The organism is Pontivivens ytuae (assembly GCF_015679265.1).
Taxonomy (GTDB): Bacteria; Pseudomonadota; Alphaproteobacteria; order Rhodobacterales; family Rhodobacteraceae; genus Pontivivens; species Pontivivens ytuae.
Map to the genome: position 1 here is coordinate 1,464,992 of NZ_CP064942.1, position 15,638 is coordinate 1,480,629.

At 69.0% G+C, this 15,638-nt stretch carries 15 protein-coding genes; 12 read left to right on the forward strand and 3 right to left on the reverse strand.

The features are described 5' to 3' along the window. The 7 genes from I0K15_RS07100 (at nt 1) to I0K15_RS07130 (ending at nt 8,781) form a co-directional block, all read left to right on the forward strand. Entirely contained in the window at nt 1–1,584 is a 1,584-nt protein-coding gene (locus I0K15_RS07100) for a sensor histidine kinase (RefSeq protein WP_196104695.1), read from the forward strand. 184 nt (nt 1,585–1,768) lie between these two features. Beyond that, nucleotides 1,769–2,440 carry a response regulator transcription factor gene (locus I0K15_RS07105; protein WP_196104696.1) on the forward strand — a complete coding sequence of 224 codons (672 nt, stop codon included), beginning with the start codon at nt 1,769–1,771 and terminating at the stop codon, nt 2,438–2,440. A gap of 57 nt (nt 2,441–2,497) precedes the next feature. Beyond that, nucleotides 2,498–3,280 carry an enoyl-ACP reductase FabI gene (fabI, locus tag I0K15_RS07110; protein WP_230374325.1) on the forward strand — a complete coding sequence of 261 codons (783 nt, stop codon included), beginning with the start codon at nt 2,498–2,500 and terminating at the stop codon, nt 3,278–3,280. A gap of 16 nt (nt 3,281–3,296) precedes the next feature. After that, nucleotides 3,297–5,588 carry a DUF3141 domain-containing protein gene (locus I0K15_RS07115; RefSeq protein WP_196104698.1) on the forward strand — a complete coding sequence of 764 codons (2,292 nt, stop codon included), beginning with the start codon at nt 3,297–3,299 and terminating at the stop codon, nt 5,586–5,588. Continuing rightward, the gene (locus I0K15_RS07120; RefSeq protein WP_196104699.1) at nt 5,585–6,967 is read left to right on the forward strand and encodes a bifunctional enoyl-CoA hydratase/phosphate acetyltransferase; all 1,383 of its coding nucleotides are present in this window, start codon (nt 5,585–5,587) and stop codon (nt 6,965–6,967) included. The genes I0K15_RS07115 and I0K15_RS07120 overlap by 4 nt, the downstream gene beginning before the upstream one ends. Continuing rightward, nucleotides 6,964–8,103, forward strand: coding sequence for an acetate/propionate family kinase (locus I0K15_RS07125; RefSeq protein ID WP_196104700.1), 1,140 nt, complete (start codon nt 6,964–6,966; stop codon nt 8,101–8,103). The genes I0K15_RS07120 and I0K15_RS07125 overlap by 4 nt, the downstream gene beginning before the upstream one ends. 69 nt (nt 8,104–8,172) lie before the next feature. Further along, on the forward strand, nt 8,173–8,781 hold the full coding sequence (locus tag I0K15_RS07130; protein WP_196104702.1) for a ParA family protein: 609 nt from the start codon (nt 8,173–8,175) through the stop codon (nt 8,779–8,781). Between the two features lie 112 nt (nt 8,782–8,893). Here the strand turns inward: I0K15_RS07130 and I0K15_RS07135 are convergent, their stop codons facing one another. After that, the gene (locus tag I0K15_RS07135; RefSeq protein WP_196104704.1) at nt 8,894–9,415 is read right to left on the reverse strand and encodes a L,D-transpeptidase; all 522 of its coding nucleotides are present in this window, start codon (nt 9,413–9,415) and stop codon (nt 8,894–8,896) included. A gap of 138 nt (nt 9,416–9,553) precedes the next feature. Here I0K15_RS07135 and I0K15_RS07140 point away from each other — a divergent pair, with 138 nt between their 5' ends. Genes I0K15_RS07140 through I0K15_RS07160 form a run of 5 tightly spaced genes read left to right on the forward strand, consistent with a single transcriptional unit; the run spans nt 9,554 to nt 13,326 of the window. Beyond that, nucleotides 9,554–10,642 (forward strand): class II histone deacetylase, encoded by a 1,089-nt coding sequence (locus I0K15_RS07140; RefSeq protein WP_196104706.1) that lies wholly within the window; start codon nt 9,554–9,556, stop codon nt 10,640–10,642. Continuing rightward, nucleotides 10,639–11,262: a GNAT family N-acetyltransferase gene (locus I0K15_RS07145; protein WP_196104707.1), complete on the forward strand. Its 624-nt coding sequence runs from the start codon at nt 10,639–10,641 to the stop codon at nt 11,260–11,262. The genes I0K15_RS07140 and I0K15_RS07145 overlap by 4 nt, the downstream gene beginning before the upstream one ends. Next, entirely contained in the window at nt 11,259–11,933 is a 675-nt protein-coding gene (locus I0K15_RS07150; protein ID WP_196104709.1) for an alpha/beta fold hydrolase, read from the forward strand. Before I0K15_RS07145 ends, I0K15_RS07150 begins: the two co-directional genes overlap by 4 nt. Before the next feature lie 55 nt (nt 11,934–11,988). Beyond that, complete coding sequence (locus I0K15_RS07155; RefSeq protein ID WP_196104711.1) at nt 11,989–12,696, forward strand: CoA transferase subunit A; 708 nt, start codon at nt 11,989–11,991, stop codon at nt 12,694–12,696. 3 nt (nt 12,697–12,699) lie between these two features. Further along, nucleotides 12,700–13,326: a CoA transferase subunit B gene (locus tag I0K15_RS07160; RefSeq protein ID WP_196104713.1), complete on the forward strand. Its 627-nt coding sequence runs from the start codon at nt 12,700–12,702 to the stop codon at nt 13,324–13,326. A gap of 169 nt (nt 13,327–13,495) precedes the next feature. On the opposite strand, the gene I0K15_RS07165 is transcribed toward I0K15_RS07160, so the two are convergent. Together I0K15_RS07165 and I0K15_RS07170 are read right to left on the reverse strand one after the other, a co-directional pair. Further along, entirely contained in the window at nt 13,496–13,966 is a 471-nt protein-coding gene (locus I0K15_RS07165; RefSeq protein WP_196104715.1) for a DUF427 domain-containing protein, read from the reverse strand. A 24-nt stretch (nt 13,967–13,990) separates the two neighbouring features. Next, complete coding sequence (locus I0K15_RS07170; RefSeq protein WP_196104716.1) at nt 13,991–15,616, reverse strand: right-handed parallel beta-helix repeat-containing protein; 1,626 nt, start codon at nt 15,614–15,616, stop codon at nt 13,991–13,993. Nucleotides 15,617–15,638: the final 22 nt, after the last annotated feature.

The following is a 15,638-nucleotide window of genomic DNA, read 5'->3' on the forward strand; positions in this document are numbered from 1 at the left end:
ATGCGTGTCTCGACCCTGCTGATCGCCTATGCCTTTCTGTTCGTGACGCTGACCCTCGGCAGTGCCGCCATGGCGATCTGGACCACGGAACGCGGGCGGATGCTGGAGGAGCGGATCGAGCTCGCCGAGCAGTCCTACCACGCGCACCTCTCGCTGCAGTCCAACATCTACCAGCTCTTCAAGCAGCACGGCGACGCGCTGATCATCGGCGACCGGGACAACGGCGCGCTGGAGGCGGTGATCCAGGACGCGATCGGGCGTGACATCCAGCTCATCCGCGACACGATCGGGCGGGAGATCGAGCTCGTCGGCGAGGAGGAGATCGAGGAGCTCGCCCGGCTCGCCGAGATCGAGCGCAGGGTGAACACGGTGACGGTCGCGCTGACCCGGATTTCGAGCGGAGAGGCGGGATCGGACCAGGCGCGGTTACGCGCGCAGCTCGTCGACATCCTCGACCGGGAGGTCGACATCCAGATCGCCCAGCTCATCAGCGAGGCCTTGGCCGAGGAGGAGGAAGAGGTCGCCGAGACGCTGGTCGAGGCCGCCGCGTTCCGGGACCGGGTCCAGATCGCCGCCGTCGCCGTGGGCTTGGTGGCGGCCATCGCGCTCGGCTACGCGATCTGGACCTTCAACCGCTACCTGCGCCGTCCGATCCTGGCATTGAGCGAGGGGGTGCGGGCCTACGAGGCGGAACGCTTCGACCAGGACATCAAGGTGCGCGGCGGGCGGGAGTTCGAGAATCTCGGCGCGCTGCTCACCAACATGGCGCGCAAGCTGCGCCAGCGGCAGCTCAGCCAGAAGGAGCTGAACGAGCGGCTGGAGACCGAGGTCGCTGGCCGCACGCGGGAGCTGGAAAAGCTGCTGCGCCAGTTCGAGATCTCGGAGGCGAACCGGCGGCGGCTGATGGCCGATATCAGCCACGAGCTGCGCACGCCGCTGACCATCATCCAGGGCGAGGCGGAGGTGACGCTGCGCGGCGGACCGCAGGAGGCGGAGACCTACATGGAGGCGCTGTCGCGCATCCGCGACTCGGCCAAGCACACCAACCGGATCGTGGACGACATGCTGCTGGTCGCCCGGCAGGAGGCGGACGAGCTGCGGCTCGACCTGCGCGACGTGGACCTGATGGCCGTGATTGACGATGCGCGCGGGCTGTTTCCGGGGGCTGTGCGGCTCGACAGCGGGCTGACCTCCCTGCGCATCCGCGGGGACGAGATGCGGATGCGCCAGTGCCTGCTCGCCCTCTTCAACAATGCCGCGCGCTATGGCGGGCCGGACATCGTGGTGCGTGCCTTCCACGAGGGGGGCCGCGCCATCGTCACGGTCGAGGATAACGGCTCGGGTCTGACCGATATCGAGAAGTCGCAGGCCTTCGACCGGTTCTATCGCGGCTCGAACGCGTCGGGCGTGACCGGAGAGGGCACGGGCCTCGGTCTTCCCATCGTGCGCGCCATCGTGAAGGCCCATGGCGGGGACGTCGAACTGGAGGACGGGCGGGAGGGCGGCCTGCGAGTCGCGATGAGCTTCCCCACTCCGCGGGCGGGCATCCGGCTGGTGCCCGGAGCGGCCTCGGACAGCGCATAAACCTTCTATAAACCCGCCATCAACCAAAGGCCGATCCGGCATAAACCCGGCGCAGAACGGCGCTGAACCAAATGACGAGGGCTCTCGGACCTTGGTCGCGACCTTTTCGTTTCACCGCGTGGATGATGGCCCTCCGCCTCCCCAAATGCTGTTTGCCCCTCAACAAAAGCAGCGAGGTGCGACGATGAATGTCCTTCTGATCGAAGACGAGATGCGGGTGGCGAACTTCATCCGCCGCGGGTTGAGCGCCGAGGGCTGGACGGTCCAGCACGCCCCCGACGGCGAGACGGGGGTGGAGATGCTCGCCCAGGGCAAGGTCGACGTCATCGTGCTCGACCTCATGCTGCCGGGGATCAGCGGGCAGGACGTCTGCCGAAAGCTCAGGATGCGGCGGGACCCCACGCCGATCCTGATGCTCAGCGCCCTCGACAGCGCGGAGGAGCGGACGAGCGGGCTGAGGATCGGCGCCGACGACTACCTGCCCAAGCCCTTCGACTTCGACGAGCTGATCGCGCGGATCGAGGCGTTGCACCGCCGGGCCACCGCCTTCGACGGGCGCGTGGATACGGAGGTGGTGGATTGCGGCCGCATCACCTTCGACCGCCGCTCGCACATCATGAAGGTGGACGAGGCCCCGCTGGAGCTGTCGGCCAAGGAGCGGGAGGTGCTGCTCTTCTTCATGTCCAATCCGGGGCGGGTGCTCTCGCGCGAGCGGATCCTCAACGCAGTCTGGAGCATCAACGAGGATCCGATGACCAACGTCGTGGACGTCTATGTCGGGCGGCTGCGCAAGAAACTGGGCGAGCAGGGCCGGCGGATCGTGACCTTGCGCAACGTCGGCTACCGCTTCGAGTGAACCGCGAATTGCTGCAACGCAAAAAACTGTCACGGCGTTCTCATATGCTACGAACCCATGAGCATCGAAAGCCCCATGTTCTCTCTCACCGGGAAGCGGGCGCTGGTCGTGGGCATCGCCAACGACCACTCCATCGCCTATGGCTGCGCGAAGGCGCTGCGCGCGCAGGGTGCGGACCTTGCCATCACCTATCTCAACGCGAAGGCCGAGCCGCATGTGCGCCCGCTGGCCGAGGCGCTGGGGGCCGAACTGATCCTGCCGATGGATGCGAGCGACGACGCGCAGATGGATGCGGTCTTTGCCGCGATCACGGAGCAGTGGGGCGCGCTCGACGTGCTGGTGCATTCCATCGCGTACTGTCCGAAGGAGGACCTGCACGGGCGGGTCGTCGACTGCTCACGCGAGGGGTTCGTTGTCGCGATGGACACCTCCGTCCACTCCTTCCTGCGGATGATCCGGCGGGCGGAGCCGCTGATGCCGAACGGCGGGACTTGCATGACGGTGAGCTTCTACGGCTCGGAAAAAGTCGTCGACCACTACAACATCATGGGTCCGGTGAAGGCCGCGCTGGAGAGCGTGACGCGCTATGCCGCCGCCGAGCTGGGGCCCAAGGGCATCTCCGTCCACGCCCTGTCGCCCGGTCCGATGAAGACGCGGGCCGCGAGCGGGATCGGCCATTTCGACGAGCTGATGGAGCAGACGGCGGCGCGCACGCCCACGCACCAGCTCGCCACCATCGACGATGTCGGCGCCTATGCAGCGTTCCTCGCCAGTCGCGAGGCCGCGAACGTGACCGGTGCCGTGCACCCCATCGACGGCGGCTACCACGTCGTCGGCTGAGACCGGAGTGAAGATCATGAGTGCCCCGCGCGGACGCGAGTTCAACGACGACAGCCTGAAGCTGCAGGCCGAGCTGATGAAGATGGCGATGGAGCGGCACGCCGCCCGCGCCATGCACGACGCGCAGGCGCGGCGGTCCCGTACCGGGGAGGCGCTGGAGCGGCTGAAGGCCGAGGCGGCCCCGCAGCCCCCCACCGAGTTCGCGACGGAGCTCGCGAACTACATGCTCGACAGTTGGCAGCGCGCGTTGCTGACGATGGACGCCCTGCGCAAGCGCGGCGACATCTTCATCGCGCATGAGGATGCGGGCGCGCCGCCGGTGCTGATCTACGATTACGAGGTGGTGGTCGATGGCCGCGACCTGCCGCGGCCCTGCAACTACATGCTGCTGGAGATCAAGCCGCCGGAAGGGATCGAGGTCTTCGCGTGGAAGCGGCCCTACGTGATCATCGATCCGCGCGCAGGTCATGGCCCGGGCATCGGCGGCTTCAAGACCGACAGCCAGGTGGGCGTGGCGCTGCGCGACGGCCACCCCGTCTACTTCGTGGCGTTCCGCCCGATCCCCGAGCCCGACCAGACCATCGCGGATGTGACCCATGCGGAGGCGGCCTTTCTGCGCGAGGTCCGCGCGCGCCATCCCGACAGCCCGAAGCCGGTCGTCGTGGGCAACTGCCAGGGCGGCTGGGCGACCGCGATCCTCGCCGCGATGAACCCGGACCTGACCGGGCCGATCGTGCTGAACGGCGCGCCCATGTCCTACTGGTCAGGCAAGCTGGGGCAGGATCCGATGCGCTATACCGGCGGCATCGCGGGCGGCGTGCTGCCCGCGCTCATCGCCTCGGACCTCGGCGGCGGGCTCTTCGACGGGGCGCACCTGGTGCTCAATTTCGAAAGCCTCAATCCCGGCCGCACGTGGTTTCGCAAGTATTACGACCTCTACCGCGGCGTCGACACCGGCGAGGCGCGGTTCCTGGAGTTCGAGAAGTGGTGGGGCGGCTTCTACCTGATGAACGAGGCGGAGATCCGGTGGATCGTCGAGAACCTCTTCGTCGGCAATCGCCTCGGCCGCAACGAGGCGCGGCTGGAGACGGGGCGCCCGATCGACCCCAAGGCGATCCGCGCACCGATCATCGTCTTCGCCAGCCACGGCGACAACATCACCCCGCCTGGCCAGGCGCTGAACTGGATCGTCGACACCTACGCCAACGAGCGGGAGATCGAGATCCGCGGCCAGCGCATCCTCTACATGGTGCATGACGAGGTGGGGCATCTGGGGATCTTCGTCTCCTCCTCCGTGGCCAAGCGCGAGCACACGCAGATGGCCTCCACCCTCAAGACGATCGAGGCGCTGCCGCCGGGCCTCTACGAGATGCGGATCGAGGATCAGCAGGGCGAGGGGCACGAGAAGACCTTCGCCGTGAGCTTCGCCCGGCGGCAGTTCGAGGATCTGCTGACTGAAACCGGCGGGCGGCGGGAGGAGCGGGCCTTCGCCGCCGTCGCCCGGCTGTCGGAGAACCTCGCCGAGGCCTATGACACGACGGTCCGGCCGATGGTGCGCGCCTCCGTCACGCCGCGGGCGGCGGTTCTGGCCCGGCAGCTCCATCCGCTGCGCGCCCAACGCCGGGTCTTTGCCACCCGCAATCCGGCGATGGGCACGGTGGCGGGCCTCGCCTCCCACGTGCGGGAGAACAGGGTGGCGGCGGGCGAGGACAATCCCTTCGTCATGGCCGAGCGGCTGTGGGCCGACGCGGTGGAAGCGGGCTGGAACCTGTGGCGGGACAGCTCGGCGGCGATGGCGGAGGCGACGTTCCTCGCCCTCTACGCCCATCCGCTGGCGCAGTGGTACGGCGCGCCGCGGGCCGACGCGCGGATCCACAAGTCGGAGGCGGAGCTCGACACCCTGCCCGAGATGATGATGGCGCTGGAGCGCACCGGCCAGGGCGGATTGGGCGAAGCGGTGGTACGGATGCTCGTCCTGCTCGCCGATACCCGCCGGGATGTGCGGCGCGACCGGCTGCAGCGGTCCTCAGAACTTCTCACGACGCGGCCGCCCTTCGACGCGCTGGACCCGGCCACGCGGACCGAGATGATTCATACGCAGACCCTGATCGTGCGCGCCGATCCCGATGCGGCCCGCGCCGCCCTGCCGGTGCTGCTGCCCACGCCCGGCATGCGGCGCGCCGCGCTCGACATGGTGCGCTACGTGGTCGGCGACCCGGCGGAGATGGAGCAGGCGACCCTCGACCTGCTCACCCGGCTGGAGGCAGAGTTGGAGGAGGCAGCGACCATGACGGAGGCCGCGCAATGAACCAGCTCACCAACACCACCTTCGACGCGCTGGAGGTCGGGATGGAGGCGTCGCTGACGCGGCTCTGCGTGCTCGACGACCTCTATGTCTTCGCCCATGCCTCCGGCAACCTGAACCCGCTGCACATGCCGGAGGCCGATGGTGACGGCGACGGCACGCCCGAGGCGGTGGCCCCTGCGATGTGGGTCGCCTCTCTGATCTCGGCGGTGCTGGGCAACCGGCTGCCGGGGCCGGGCACGTTCTACCGCGCACAGAGCCTGAAGTTCCTGGAGCAGGCCCATGCGGGCGACGAACTGACCGCCTGCGTCCGCCTGACCGCCAAGGGCGAGGGGCGCGAGGTCCGCTTCGACACGTGGGTGACGCGTGCCGACGGTACCACGATCTGCGAGGGCGAGGCGGTGGTCGTCGCTCCTGCCCTCACCGTCAGCTTCGACACCGGCGACGTGCCGGGCCTCACCGTGCGCCGGCACGTCCATTTCGACGCGCTCCTGGAGCGGGCGGAACCCCTGCCCCCGATCCCCACGGCGGTCGTGGCCCCCGAGAAGGCCGACGCGCTGAACGGGGCACTGCTGGGCGCGCGGCACACGCTCATCACCCCGATCCTGATCGGCGATCGGGAGAAAATCGCGGCCGCAGCACAGGAGATCGGCGCGGATCTGACGGGCCTCGAAATGCTGCACGAGCCCGACCACGGCGCCGCCGCAGCCATGGCCGTCGCCCTCGTCCACGAAGGGCGCGCGCGGGCGGTGATGAAGGGGCACCTGCATACGGACCTGCTGCTCCGCCACATCGTGAAGCGCGACGGCGGCCTGCGCGGGACGCGGCGGCTCAGCCATGTCTTCGTGATGGATGTGCCGGGGCTCAACCACCTGCTGTTGATCTCGGACGCGGCGATCAACATCGCGCCAGACCTCGAATGCAAGGTCGACATCGTGCAGAACGCCGTCGACCTCGCCCGCGCCATCGGGATCGAGGATCCGAAGGTGGGTGTCCTCTCGGCGGTGGAGACGGTGAACCCGCACATCCCCTCCACCCTAGATGCCGCGATCCTGTCGAAGATGGCCGAGCGCGGCCAGATCCGCGGCGCGGTGGTGGACGGGCCGCTCGCCATGGACAACGCGATCGACATGGAGGCGGCGCGCACCAAGGGGATCAAGTCACTGGTCGCGGGCCGCGCCGATATCCTGATCGCGCCCAACCTGGAGGCCGGGAACCTCATCGCGAAGGAGCTCACGTTCCTCGCCCATGCGGAGGCCGGGGGCATCGTGCTCGGCGCGCAGGTTCCGGTGATCCTCAACAGCCGCGCGGATGACGACAAGGCGCGGCTGGCCTCCTGCGCCGTCGCGGCGCTCTACGCGGAGGCCCAGGCGCGGGGATGAGCGACGCGATCCTGACGCTGAACGCGGGCTCCTCCTCGCTCAAATTCTCGGTCTACGCGACGGAGGCACCGCCGGCGCTGCTGATGGTCGGCCAGGTGGAAAACCTCGGGCCATCGGCTCGGCTGAAGGTCGGTGACGAGGTGCGGGAGATCGGGGCGGCGGACCACACGGTCGCCATCCGCGCGATCCTGGAGACGGCAAGCGCGGTCCTCGCCGGGCGCTCGGTCATCGCCGTCGGCCACCGCATCGTGCATGGCGGCGAGGACTATACCGGCCCGGTGCTGCTGACGGCGGAGGTGCGGGAGAAGCTCGCCGCCCTCTCCCCCCTCGCGCCGCTGCACCAGCCGCACAACCTCGCCGCGGTGGAGGCGGCGCTGACCGCCTTTCCCGACGCGCCGCAGATCGGCTGCTTCGACACCGCGTTCCATCGGGGGCACGACTGGGCGGCCGACACCTTCGCCCTGCCCCGCCGGTTCTACGAGGAGGGTGTGCGGCGCTACGGCTTTCACGGCCTCTCCTACGACTACATCACCGGCGTCCTGCGGCGGGAGGAGCCGGAAATCGCGGCGGGCCGCGTGGTCATCGCGCATCTGGGCAACGGCGCATCGATGTGCGCGGTGAAGGGCGGGCGGAGCGTCGCCTCGACCATGGGGTTTTCAGCGCTGGACGGCCTCGCCATGGGCACCCGCTGCGGGCAGCTGGACCCCGGGGTGCTGCTCTACCTGATGGAGCGGGGCATGAGCGCGGCGGAGATCACGACGCTGCTCTACAAGGAGAGCGGGCTGAAGGGGCTGTCGGGCATCAGCCACGACATGCGCACGCTGGAGGCGTCCGACGCGCCCGAGGCCGCGCAGGCCATCGACTACTACACCTTCCGGATCCGGCGGGAACTGGGCGCGCTGACGGCGGTGCTGGGAGGGCTCGACGCGCTGGTGTTCTGCGGTGGCATCGGGGAGAACTCGAGCACCATCCGCGCGCGGGTCTGCGAGGGGATGGAGTGGCTGGGGATCACGCTCGATCCCGTGGCGAACGGAGCGAATGCGCGCCGCATCTCCTCCGGTCCCGTCGCGGTGATGGCGATCCCGACCGACGAGGAGCGGGTGATCGCGGAGGCCGCGGTCGCGCATCTGGCCTGATCCGTTTTTCCTTCCCCTGTGCCGCGCGCCCGTTATCGTGGGCGCTGGTGCAGCGCAGGACGGGATTTCATGGCTCAGATCATCACCTTCGCCCAGCAGAAGGGCGGCGCGGGCAAGACCACGGCGCTCGCTCAACTGGCCCAGCACTGGGCCGCGGCAGGGCGAAGTGTGGAGCTGGTGGACCTCGATCCGCAGGGCTCCCTGGCGCGGTGGGCGGGCATGCGGGAGGATATCGGCTGCCGGCAGAGCTCCGACTGGAAGGCCTCCTCCGACATCCGCTCGGCGGCGCGGGAGGCGGATCTGGTGCTGGTCGATTGCCCTGGGAACGCCGACATCCTGCTGCGCGCCACGATCCGGGACAGCGACCTTGTGATCGCACCATCACAGCCATCGGCCATGGACATCTGGGCGCTCGACCCGGTTGTCGACATGGCCGCGCGGGAGAAGACGCCGCTGCGCGTGCTGCTCACCCGCGTGCCCCCGACGGGCACGGCGGTGGAAGTGGCGAAGGGTGCTCTGAAGGCCGACCTGCTCGCCAGCCATATCGGCAACCGCGTCGTGTTCCAGCAGGCCTTCGCGCAGGGCAAGGCTGCCTCCGAGCTCCAGCGCCGATCCAAGGCAGCGGCGGAGGTCACGGCCCTCGCCAAGGAGGTCGAAGGGGTGCTCGCCGGGCTGTGACGGATGCGTCGCCTCCGGCGGGGATACTTGAAGCAAGAAGAAAGCCCCATCCTTCTTCTTGCCGCCAAATATCCTCGCGCGGCAGCGCGAAACCGCGGCCCGAGCGCCGCAGTCAGCTCACCAGCACCGGCGTGCCGACCGGCACCGTGAAGAACAGGAAGGTGATGTCGTCCGCGCGCAGGCGGAAGCAGCCTGAGGAGGCCGCCGTCCCCACGCTCGACGGATCGTTGGTCCCGTGGATCGCGTAGTACGTCCAGTCGAAATAGAGCGCGTGGGAGCCCAGCGGGTTGTCCGGCGCCCCGCCCGGCGTCGGCTTCAGGTCCGGGTTCCGGCGCAGCATGTCCGGCGTCGGCGTCCAGTCGGGGCGGGCGCGCTTTCGCACGATCTCGGTGCGGCCGCGGCGGGTCAGGTCCTCGCTGCGCGGCACGGCGGTCGGCATCACCCGTGCAAACTGGCCGCCGGGCGACCACCAGGTGACCTCCCGCGCGGCGGTCGAGACGTGGATCCCGCCGCGGGAGATGTTTGGGAAGAACGGCTTCCAGTCCGGCGGCGTCGCAGCGCGGGCCGGCAGGGCGATGGTCGCGGCCCCGAGGGCAGCGAGGAAATGGCGGCGGTTGAGGGAAGGCTGGGACATGGGCTTGCTCCGAACTGAGGCGTGATCTCGCCGTCTGCCCTGTCCCTTGGCACCGACGCTCCTTATGCGGGGTAAACGAGGGGCGGGCGGTCCGGGTTCCGGCTTGACGCTGTGTCACTGGCCGCCCACGGTGCGCGCATGACGGCCTTCTACTGGGATGAGCGGTGCTTCTGGCACTCCGGCGGGAACTACGCGCTGACAGCGCCGGTGGGCGGGCTGGTGCAGCCGCTCGCCGCCGGGGGTCTGCCCGAAAGTCCCGAGACGAAGCGGCGGCTGGTGAACCTGTTTCGGGTCACAGGGCTGGCGGCGGAGCTCGACATGCAGGGCGCACCCGAGGCGACTGAGGAGGATCTACTGCGCGTGCACCCGCAGAGCTACTTCAGCGAATTCAAGCGGTTGAGCGATGCCGGCGGCGGCGAGCTGGGCGAACGGACGCCCTTCGGCCCCGGCGGCTACGAGATCGCGGCGCTGTCGGCGGGGCTCGCCGTGGCGGCTCTGGAGGGCGTTCTGCGGGGCGCGCATCGCAACGCCTATGCGCTGAGCCGCCCCCCGGGCCATCATTGCCTGCCGGATCGGCCGATGGGCTTCTGCCTCATGGCCAACCTCGCCATCGCGATCCGTGCGGCGCAGGCGAAGGGGCTGGTGCGGCGTGTGGCGGTGGTGGACTGGGACGTGCATCACGGCAACGGGACGGAAGCGATCTTCGCCGAGGATGCGGACGTGCTGACGATCTCGCTCCACCAGGCGGGCAACTATCCCTGGCACACCGGCACGGTAGAAACGGACGCCGAGGCCAATATCAACGTGCCGTTGCCGCCGGGCGCGGGCCATGACGCTTACCTGCACGCAATGGAGCGGGTGGTGCGCCCCGCCCTCACCCGCCACGCGCCGGAGGTGATCGTGGTCGCCTGCGGCTATGATGCGAGCGGTGTCGATCCGCTGGCCCGGATGCTCGCGGGCTCCGACACCTTTGCCGCGATGACCGCTAGCGTGATGGCGGCGGCGGAGGAGCTCTGCGACGGTCGCCTGATGATGGCGCACGAGGGCGGCTATTCGGAGGTCCACGTGCCGTTCTGCGGCCATGCCGTGCTCGCCACCATGGCGGGCAGCCCGATCACCGCGCAGGATCCGCTCGGCCCCCGCATCGCCGCCCACCAGCCCGACGCCCGCGTGCAGGCCCTGCATCGCGAGCTCATCGGCGAGATCGCGGAGTATCACGACCTATGACCACGCCCCCCGACGCCGCAGGCGGCGGCCCGACCCAACGGGAGGAGGGGCCGGCCGGCCCCGACGACGGGCGGGCGCACCCCTGGGCCGAGACCGAGCGGCTGATCCTGCGGCAATGGCGCGACGCCGACCGCGCACCCTTCGCCGCGCTCAACGCCGATCCGGAGGTGATGCGCTACTTCCCTTCCCCCCTCGACCGGGCCGGAAGCGACGCGTTCATCGACACGTTGCGCGGCAAGTGGGAGCGGGACGGCTTCTCCTTCGCCGCCGTTGAGCGCAAGGCGGATGGCGCCTTCATCGGCATGGTCGGCCTCAACCGCCCCGCCATCGCGCTGCCCTGCGGCCCCTGCGTAGAGGTCGGCTGGCGGATCGCCCGCCCATACTGGCGGCAAGGCTACGCGTCGGAGGCCGCGCGGGTTGCGCTTTCCCGCGGTTTTGCCATGGGCCTCAAGGAGATCGTGGCCTTCACCCCCACCCAGAACCTCCCCTCGCAGGCGGTGATGCGCGCCATCGGAATGCGCCCCGATCCGGCGCGCGATTTCGACCATCCGAGCGTGCCGGAGGGGCATCCGCTGCGGCGGCTCGTGCTCTATTCCATGACGGCCGAAGAGGCCGCATGACCCTGATCCTCGTCCCCGGCCATCTCTGCGACGCCCGGCTCTACGCGCCCCAACTCGAGCGCTTCCCGGAAGCGACCGTCGCCGAGGTCACGCAGGACGACAGCATCGCGGGCATGGCCGACCGCCTGCTGGCGCGTGCGCCGGAGCGCTTCGCCATCGCCGGGCTCTCCATGGGAGGCATGGTCGCGATGCAGGTGATGGCGACGGCACCCGAACGCGTCACCGGCGCCTGCCTGATCGCCACCGACCCCACCCCGGCCCGCAACAAGGAGAAGGCCTGGCGCGCGGAACAGCAGGCGGCGGTTCGGGCGCAGGGCCTCGGCACCTTCATCGACACGTTCTCCAACGCCTTCTTCGCCCATGATCCGGAGGTCGCCGCGCGGCTCGGCGCCCCCGTCCGCGCGATGATGGCGGACACGCCCGAGGCGATCTATCGCCGCCAGTCCACAGCCCTCGACACCAGACCCGACCTGAGGCCCGCCATGGCCGCCTGCCCCGTCCCCACGCAGATCGTCGTCGGCTCCGAGGACCGGATCTGCCCACCGAAGCTGCATCACGCCCTCGCCGACACCATGCCCGACGCCACCCTCACCGTCATCGAGGGCTGCGGCCACCTCGCCTCACTGGAGCGGGCGGATATCGTGAGCGCGGCCATCGCCCGGATCGCTTGACGCCACGTCCCGGAGCCGCCACCTTCCGCAGCGCAGCATCACGGGAGGACAGGCGATGGCGAACAAGATCTACGGCTCGGCGACGGAGGCGCTCGACGGTCTCCTCTTCGACGGGATGTTCATCGCGGCGGGCGGCTTCGGCCTCTGCGGCATTCCCGAGCTGCTGATCTCGGCGCTGCGCGACGCGGGCACCAAGGACATCACGGTCGCCTCCAACAATGCGGGCGTGGACGGCTTCGGCCTCGGCATTCTGCTCGAAACCCGCCAGATCAAGAAGATGATCTCCTCCTATGTGGGCGAGAACGCGGAATTCATGCGTCAGTACCTCTCGGGCGAGCTGGAGCTGGAGTTCAACCCGCAGGGCACGCTCGCCGAGCGGATGCGCGCGGGCGGCGCGGGCATCCCCGGCTTCTACACGAAGACCGGCGTCGGCACGCAGGTTGCCGAGGGCAAGGAGCACAAGGAGTTCGACGGGGAGACCTATATCCTCGAACGCGGCATCGTCGCGGACGTCGCGATCGTGAAGGCGTGGAAGGCCGACGACACCGGCAACCTCGTCTTCCGCAAGACCGCCCGCAACTTCAATCCGCCCGCGGCGACCTGCGGCAAGGTCTGCGTGGCCGAGGTGGAGGAGATCGTACCCCGCGGCTCCCTCGACCCCGACAGCATCCACCTGCCCGGCATCTACGTGCACCGCCTGATCCAGGGCGAGCACGAGAAACGCATCGAGCAGCGCACCACCCGTCAGCGAGAGGAGGCCTGAGCCATGCCCTGGGACCGCAACCAAATGGCCGAACGCGCCGCGCAGGAACTGGAAGACGGCATGTACGTGAACCTCGGCATCGGCATCCCGACGCTGGTGGCGAACTATGTGGGCGACAAGGACATCACCCTGCAGTCGGAGAACGGGATGCTCGGCATGGGCCCCTTCCCCTTCGAGGGCGAGGAGGATCCCGACCTCATCAATGCCGGCAAGCAGACGATCACCGAGCTTGCCCGCACCTCCTATTTCGACAGCGCGCAGAGCTTCGGCATGATCCGCGGCGGCAAGATCGCCTGCGCGATCCTCGGCGCGATGGAAGTGGCGGAGAACGGCGACCTCGCCAACTGGATGATCCCCGGCAAGCTGGTGAAGGGGATGGGCGGCGCCATGGACCTCGTCGCGGGCGTGGGTCGCGTCATCGTCATCATGGACCACGCCAACAAGAAGGGAGAGAGCAAGCTCCTCAAGGAATGCACCCTGCCCCTGACGGGCACGGGCGTGGTGGACCGGATCATCACCAATCTGGGCGTCTTCGACGTGGTCGAGGGCGGCTTGAAGGTGGTCGAGATCGCCGACGGCGTGACCATGGACGAGATCCGCGGCCAGACCGAAGCCGCTCTCGTCGCCTGACCGGCAGGGGCGCTCCCGCCCCCTCGGACACACTGGCGAGCGCCCTGGCGTCGGGCTGGGCCGGCCTGCGACCGGACATCCCCCGAACCGCACGGCCCATTCCTTCCAGCTTGTTCAAATATCCCGCGGGGGTCCGGGGGCGCGAAGCCCCCGGCGCTTGCCAAACCCCCTACCAGTGCCGCGTCGCGGCATCCCCCTTCACGATCCCGTCGAGATTGGGCGTCACCCAGCCCCCGTAGAAATCACCGGGCTGCGGGGTGACCTGCACCCCGCCGACGAAGCACGCGTCCATCAGGCCCGGATAAAAGGCGATGTGGTCGCGCAGGGCGGCGAACCGCTCCGTCGGTTTGGGGTAGGCCCAGGCGGCGCGCTCGACCCGACGGCCGCCGGCGACCACGTCGAAATAGCGGGCGCGGCCCTTCCACTCGCACCAGCTGGAGCCCGGCACCTCCACAAGCTTTGCAGGGATGTCCTCCGGCGGGATGTAGTAGGTGGGAGCGTGGTGCGTCTCCAGCACCCGCAGCGCATCGCGGCTCTCGGCCACGATCTCCCCTCCGAGACGGCAGGAGACGGTAACGCCCGCCGACTCGAGGCGCGGCGGGCGGGGGTAGTCCTGAACGTTCTCGCGCGGCAATTCCATGCCGCGCGAGGTAGCGCGCCGGGATCAGGAGGGAAGGTCGCTGCGCACCGTCACCAGGATTTCGCCGGCGATGCTGTCCTGCCAGGTCAGGCTCACGCCGCTGCCATCCGTCTGCTGCTGGAGCGCCACCTGCGGCATCCGCCCGTCCCAGCCCGACAGCGTGCTCACCGGTGCGATGGACTGAACCCGCATCGCGCGCCCGCCGAAGGGCAGCCGCCCGCTGGTCAGGATGTTCCACGTCGTCGATGGGAAGAGGTTGAAGCCGGTGACCAGCAGCGGGCTCGCCGTGCGCGTCCCGATCTGCTCGTAGAGGTTGCCGGTGAAGGTGACGTTGACCGTACGGGCGTGATCGAAACTGCCCCGGTCGTCGTCCACGCTCTCCACCCGGTCCATGAAGTCGCCACCGATGGTCTTGAAGGAGTTGTCGGTGACGGTGATCCCGTCGATCTCCTGATCCGGGCCGATGGGGGCGAGGCGGATATAGGTGAACCAGTTCGGGATGCTGGACGCGGTGAAGATGTTGCCCGTGATCGTCAGCGCGCCATAGGCCCGGTTCGAGCTGGAATTGGCATTGTACTCGTCCGTCAGCTCGATGAAGGCGTTGTCGCAGTAGTTGCCGACCATCGTGGTCTTGACGTTGCGGTTGCAGAAGATGACGCCGGCGGAGCGAGCCGCGTTCTCCACGACCCCGTCGCCCTGCCACCAGTGGTTGCCGACCAGAAGGTGCCCGCCGCCCGCGATCACGGCGAAATGCAGGAACTGCACGACGCGGTTGTTGCGGATCTTCATGTCGTTCTTGTTGGTGTTGACCGCGATCGCGGTGCGGTCCTCAACATTCAGGTCGGTCTCGGGGCTGATGAACTCGTTGCTCTCGATCGAGATGCCGTTGCAGCCCTCGCCGATGGACGTGATACCGCGATCCTTGGGCCGGACGAACCAGCAGTGCTCGATATGCCAGGCGATGCCGGCGCGGCCGAGCATGAGGGCCGAGGCGCGGCGGCCGCAGTTGAACTCGATCTGCCGCAGGCACTGGCGCTGGATCGAGGTGAAGCCCGAGAAGTCGAGCATGTAGCGGAAGCGGGTGAAGGTGTAGGTCTGGCTCGCCGGGGCCGCGTAGAGCGGCTGGCTCAGCGTGATCGTGGCGTTGGGGATGTCGACCTCGCGCACGTAGATCTCCCGCCCCACACCGGTGCCCTGCACCAGCGAGCCGCGTTCGACCGCGGCGATGTTGGTCACATTGGTGAGCTTGAGCTGATCGACGGCGGCATCGTAGCTCGCCGTGGAGCTCGACATGCCCACGTCCCAGTCGGAGGAGCTGGAGGCGGAGAGCTGGCCGTTGTGGATCACCCGGCGAACGCCGAACGTGTCGCGATCGCCGACCTCCGCATGCACATCGATGGGCCGCGACAGCGCGATGGAGCGGCCGCAGAGGTCCAGATCGGTGTGATCGGTGAAGCCGTAGAGCGCCTGCAGCGCCCGCTCGAGCGCCACCTGCTCGTCCTGGAAGGCCTGCAGGTAGGTGTCGTAGTTGTAGTTCGCGGTGAACGCGATCCGCCCCGGCGACGCGTCGGAGATCCGGCCGGTGAAGCGCATATGGGCGTCGAGCGTGATGCTGCGCCCGATCAGGTATTCGCCCTCGGGCACCAGCACGTCGCGGCCCGCGCTCGCCGCA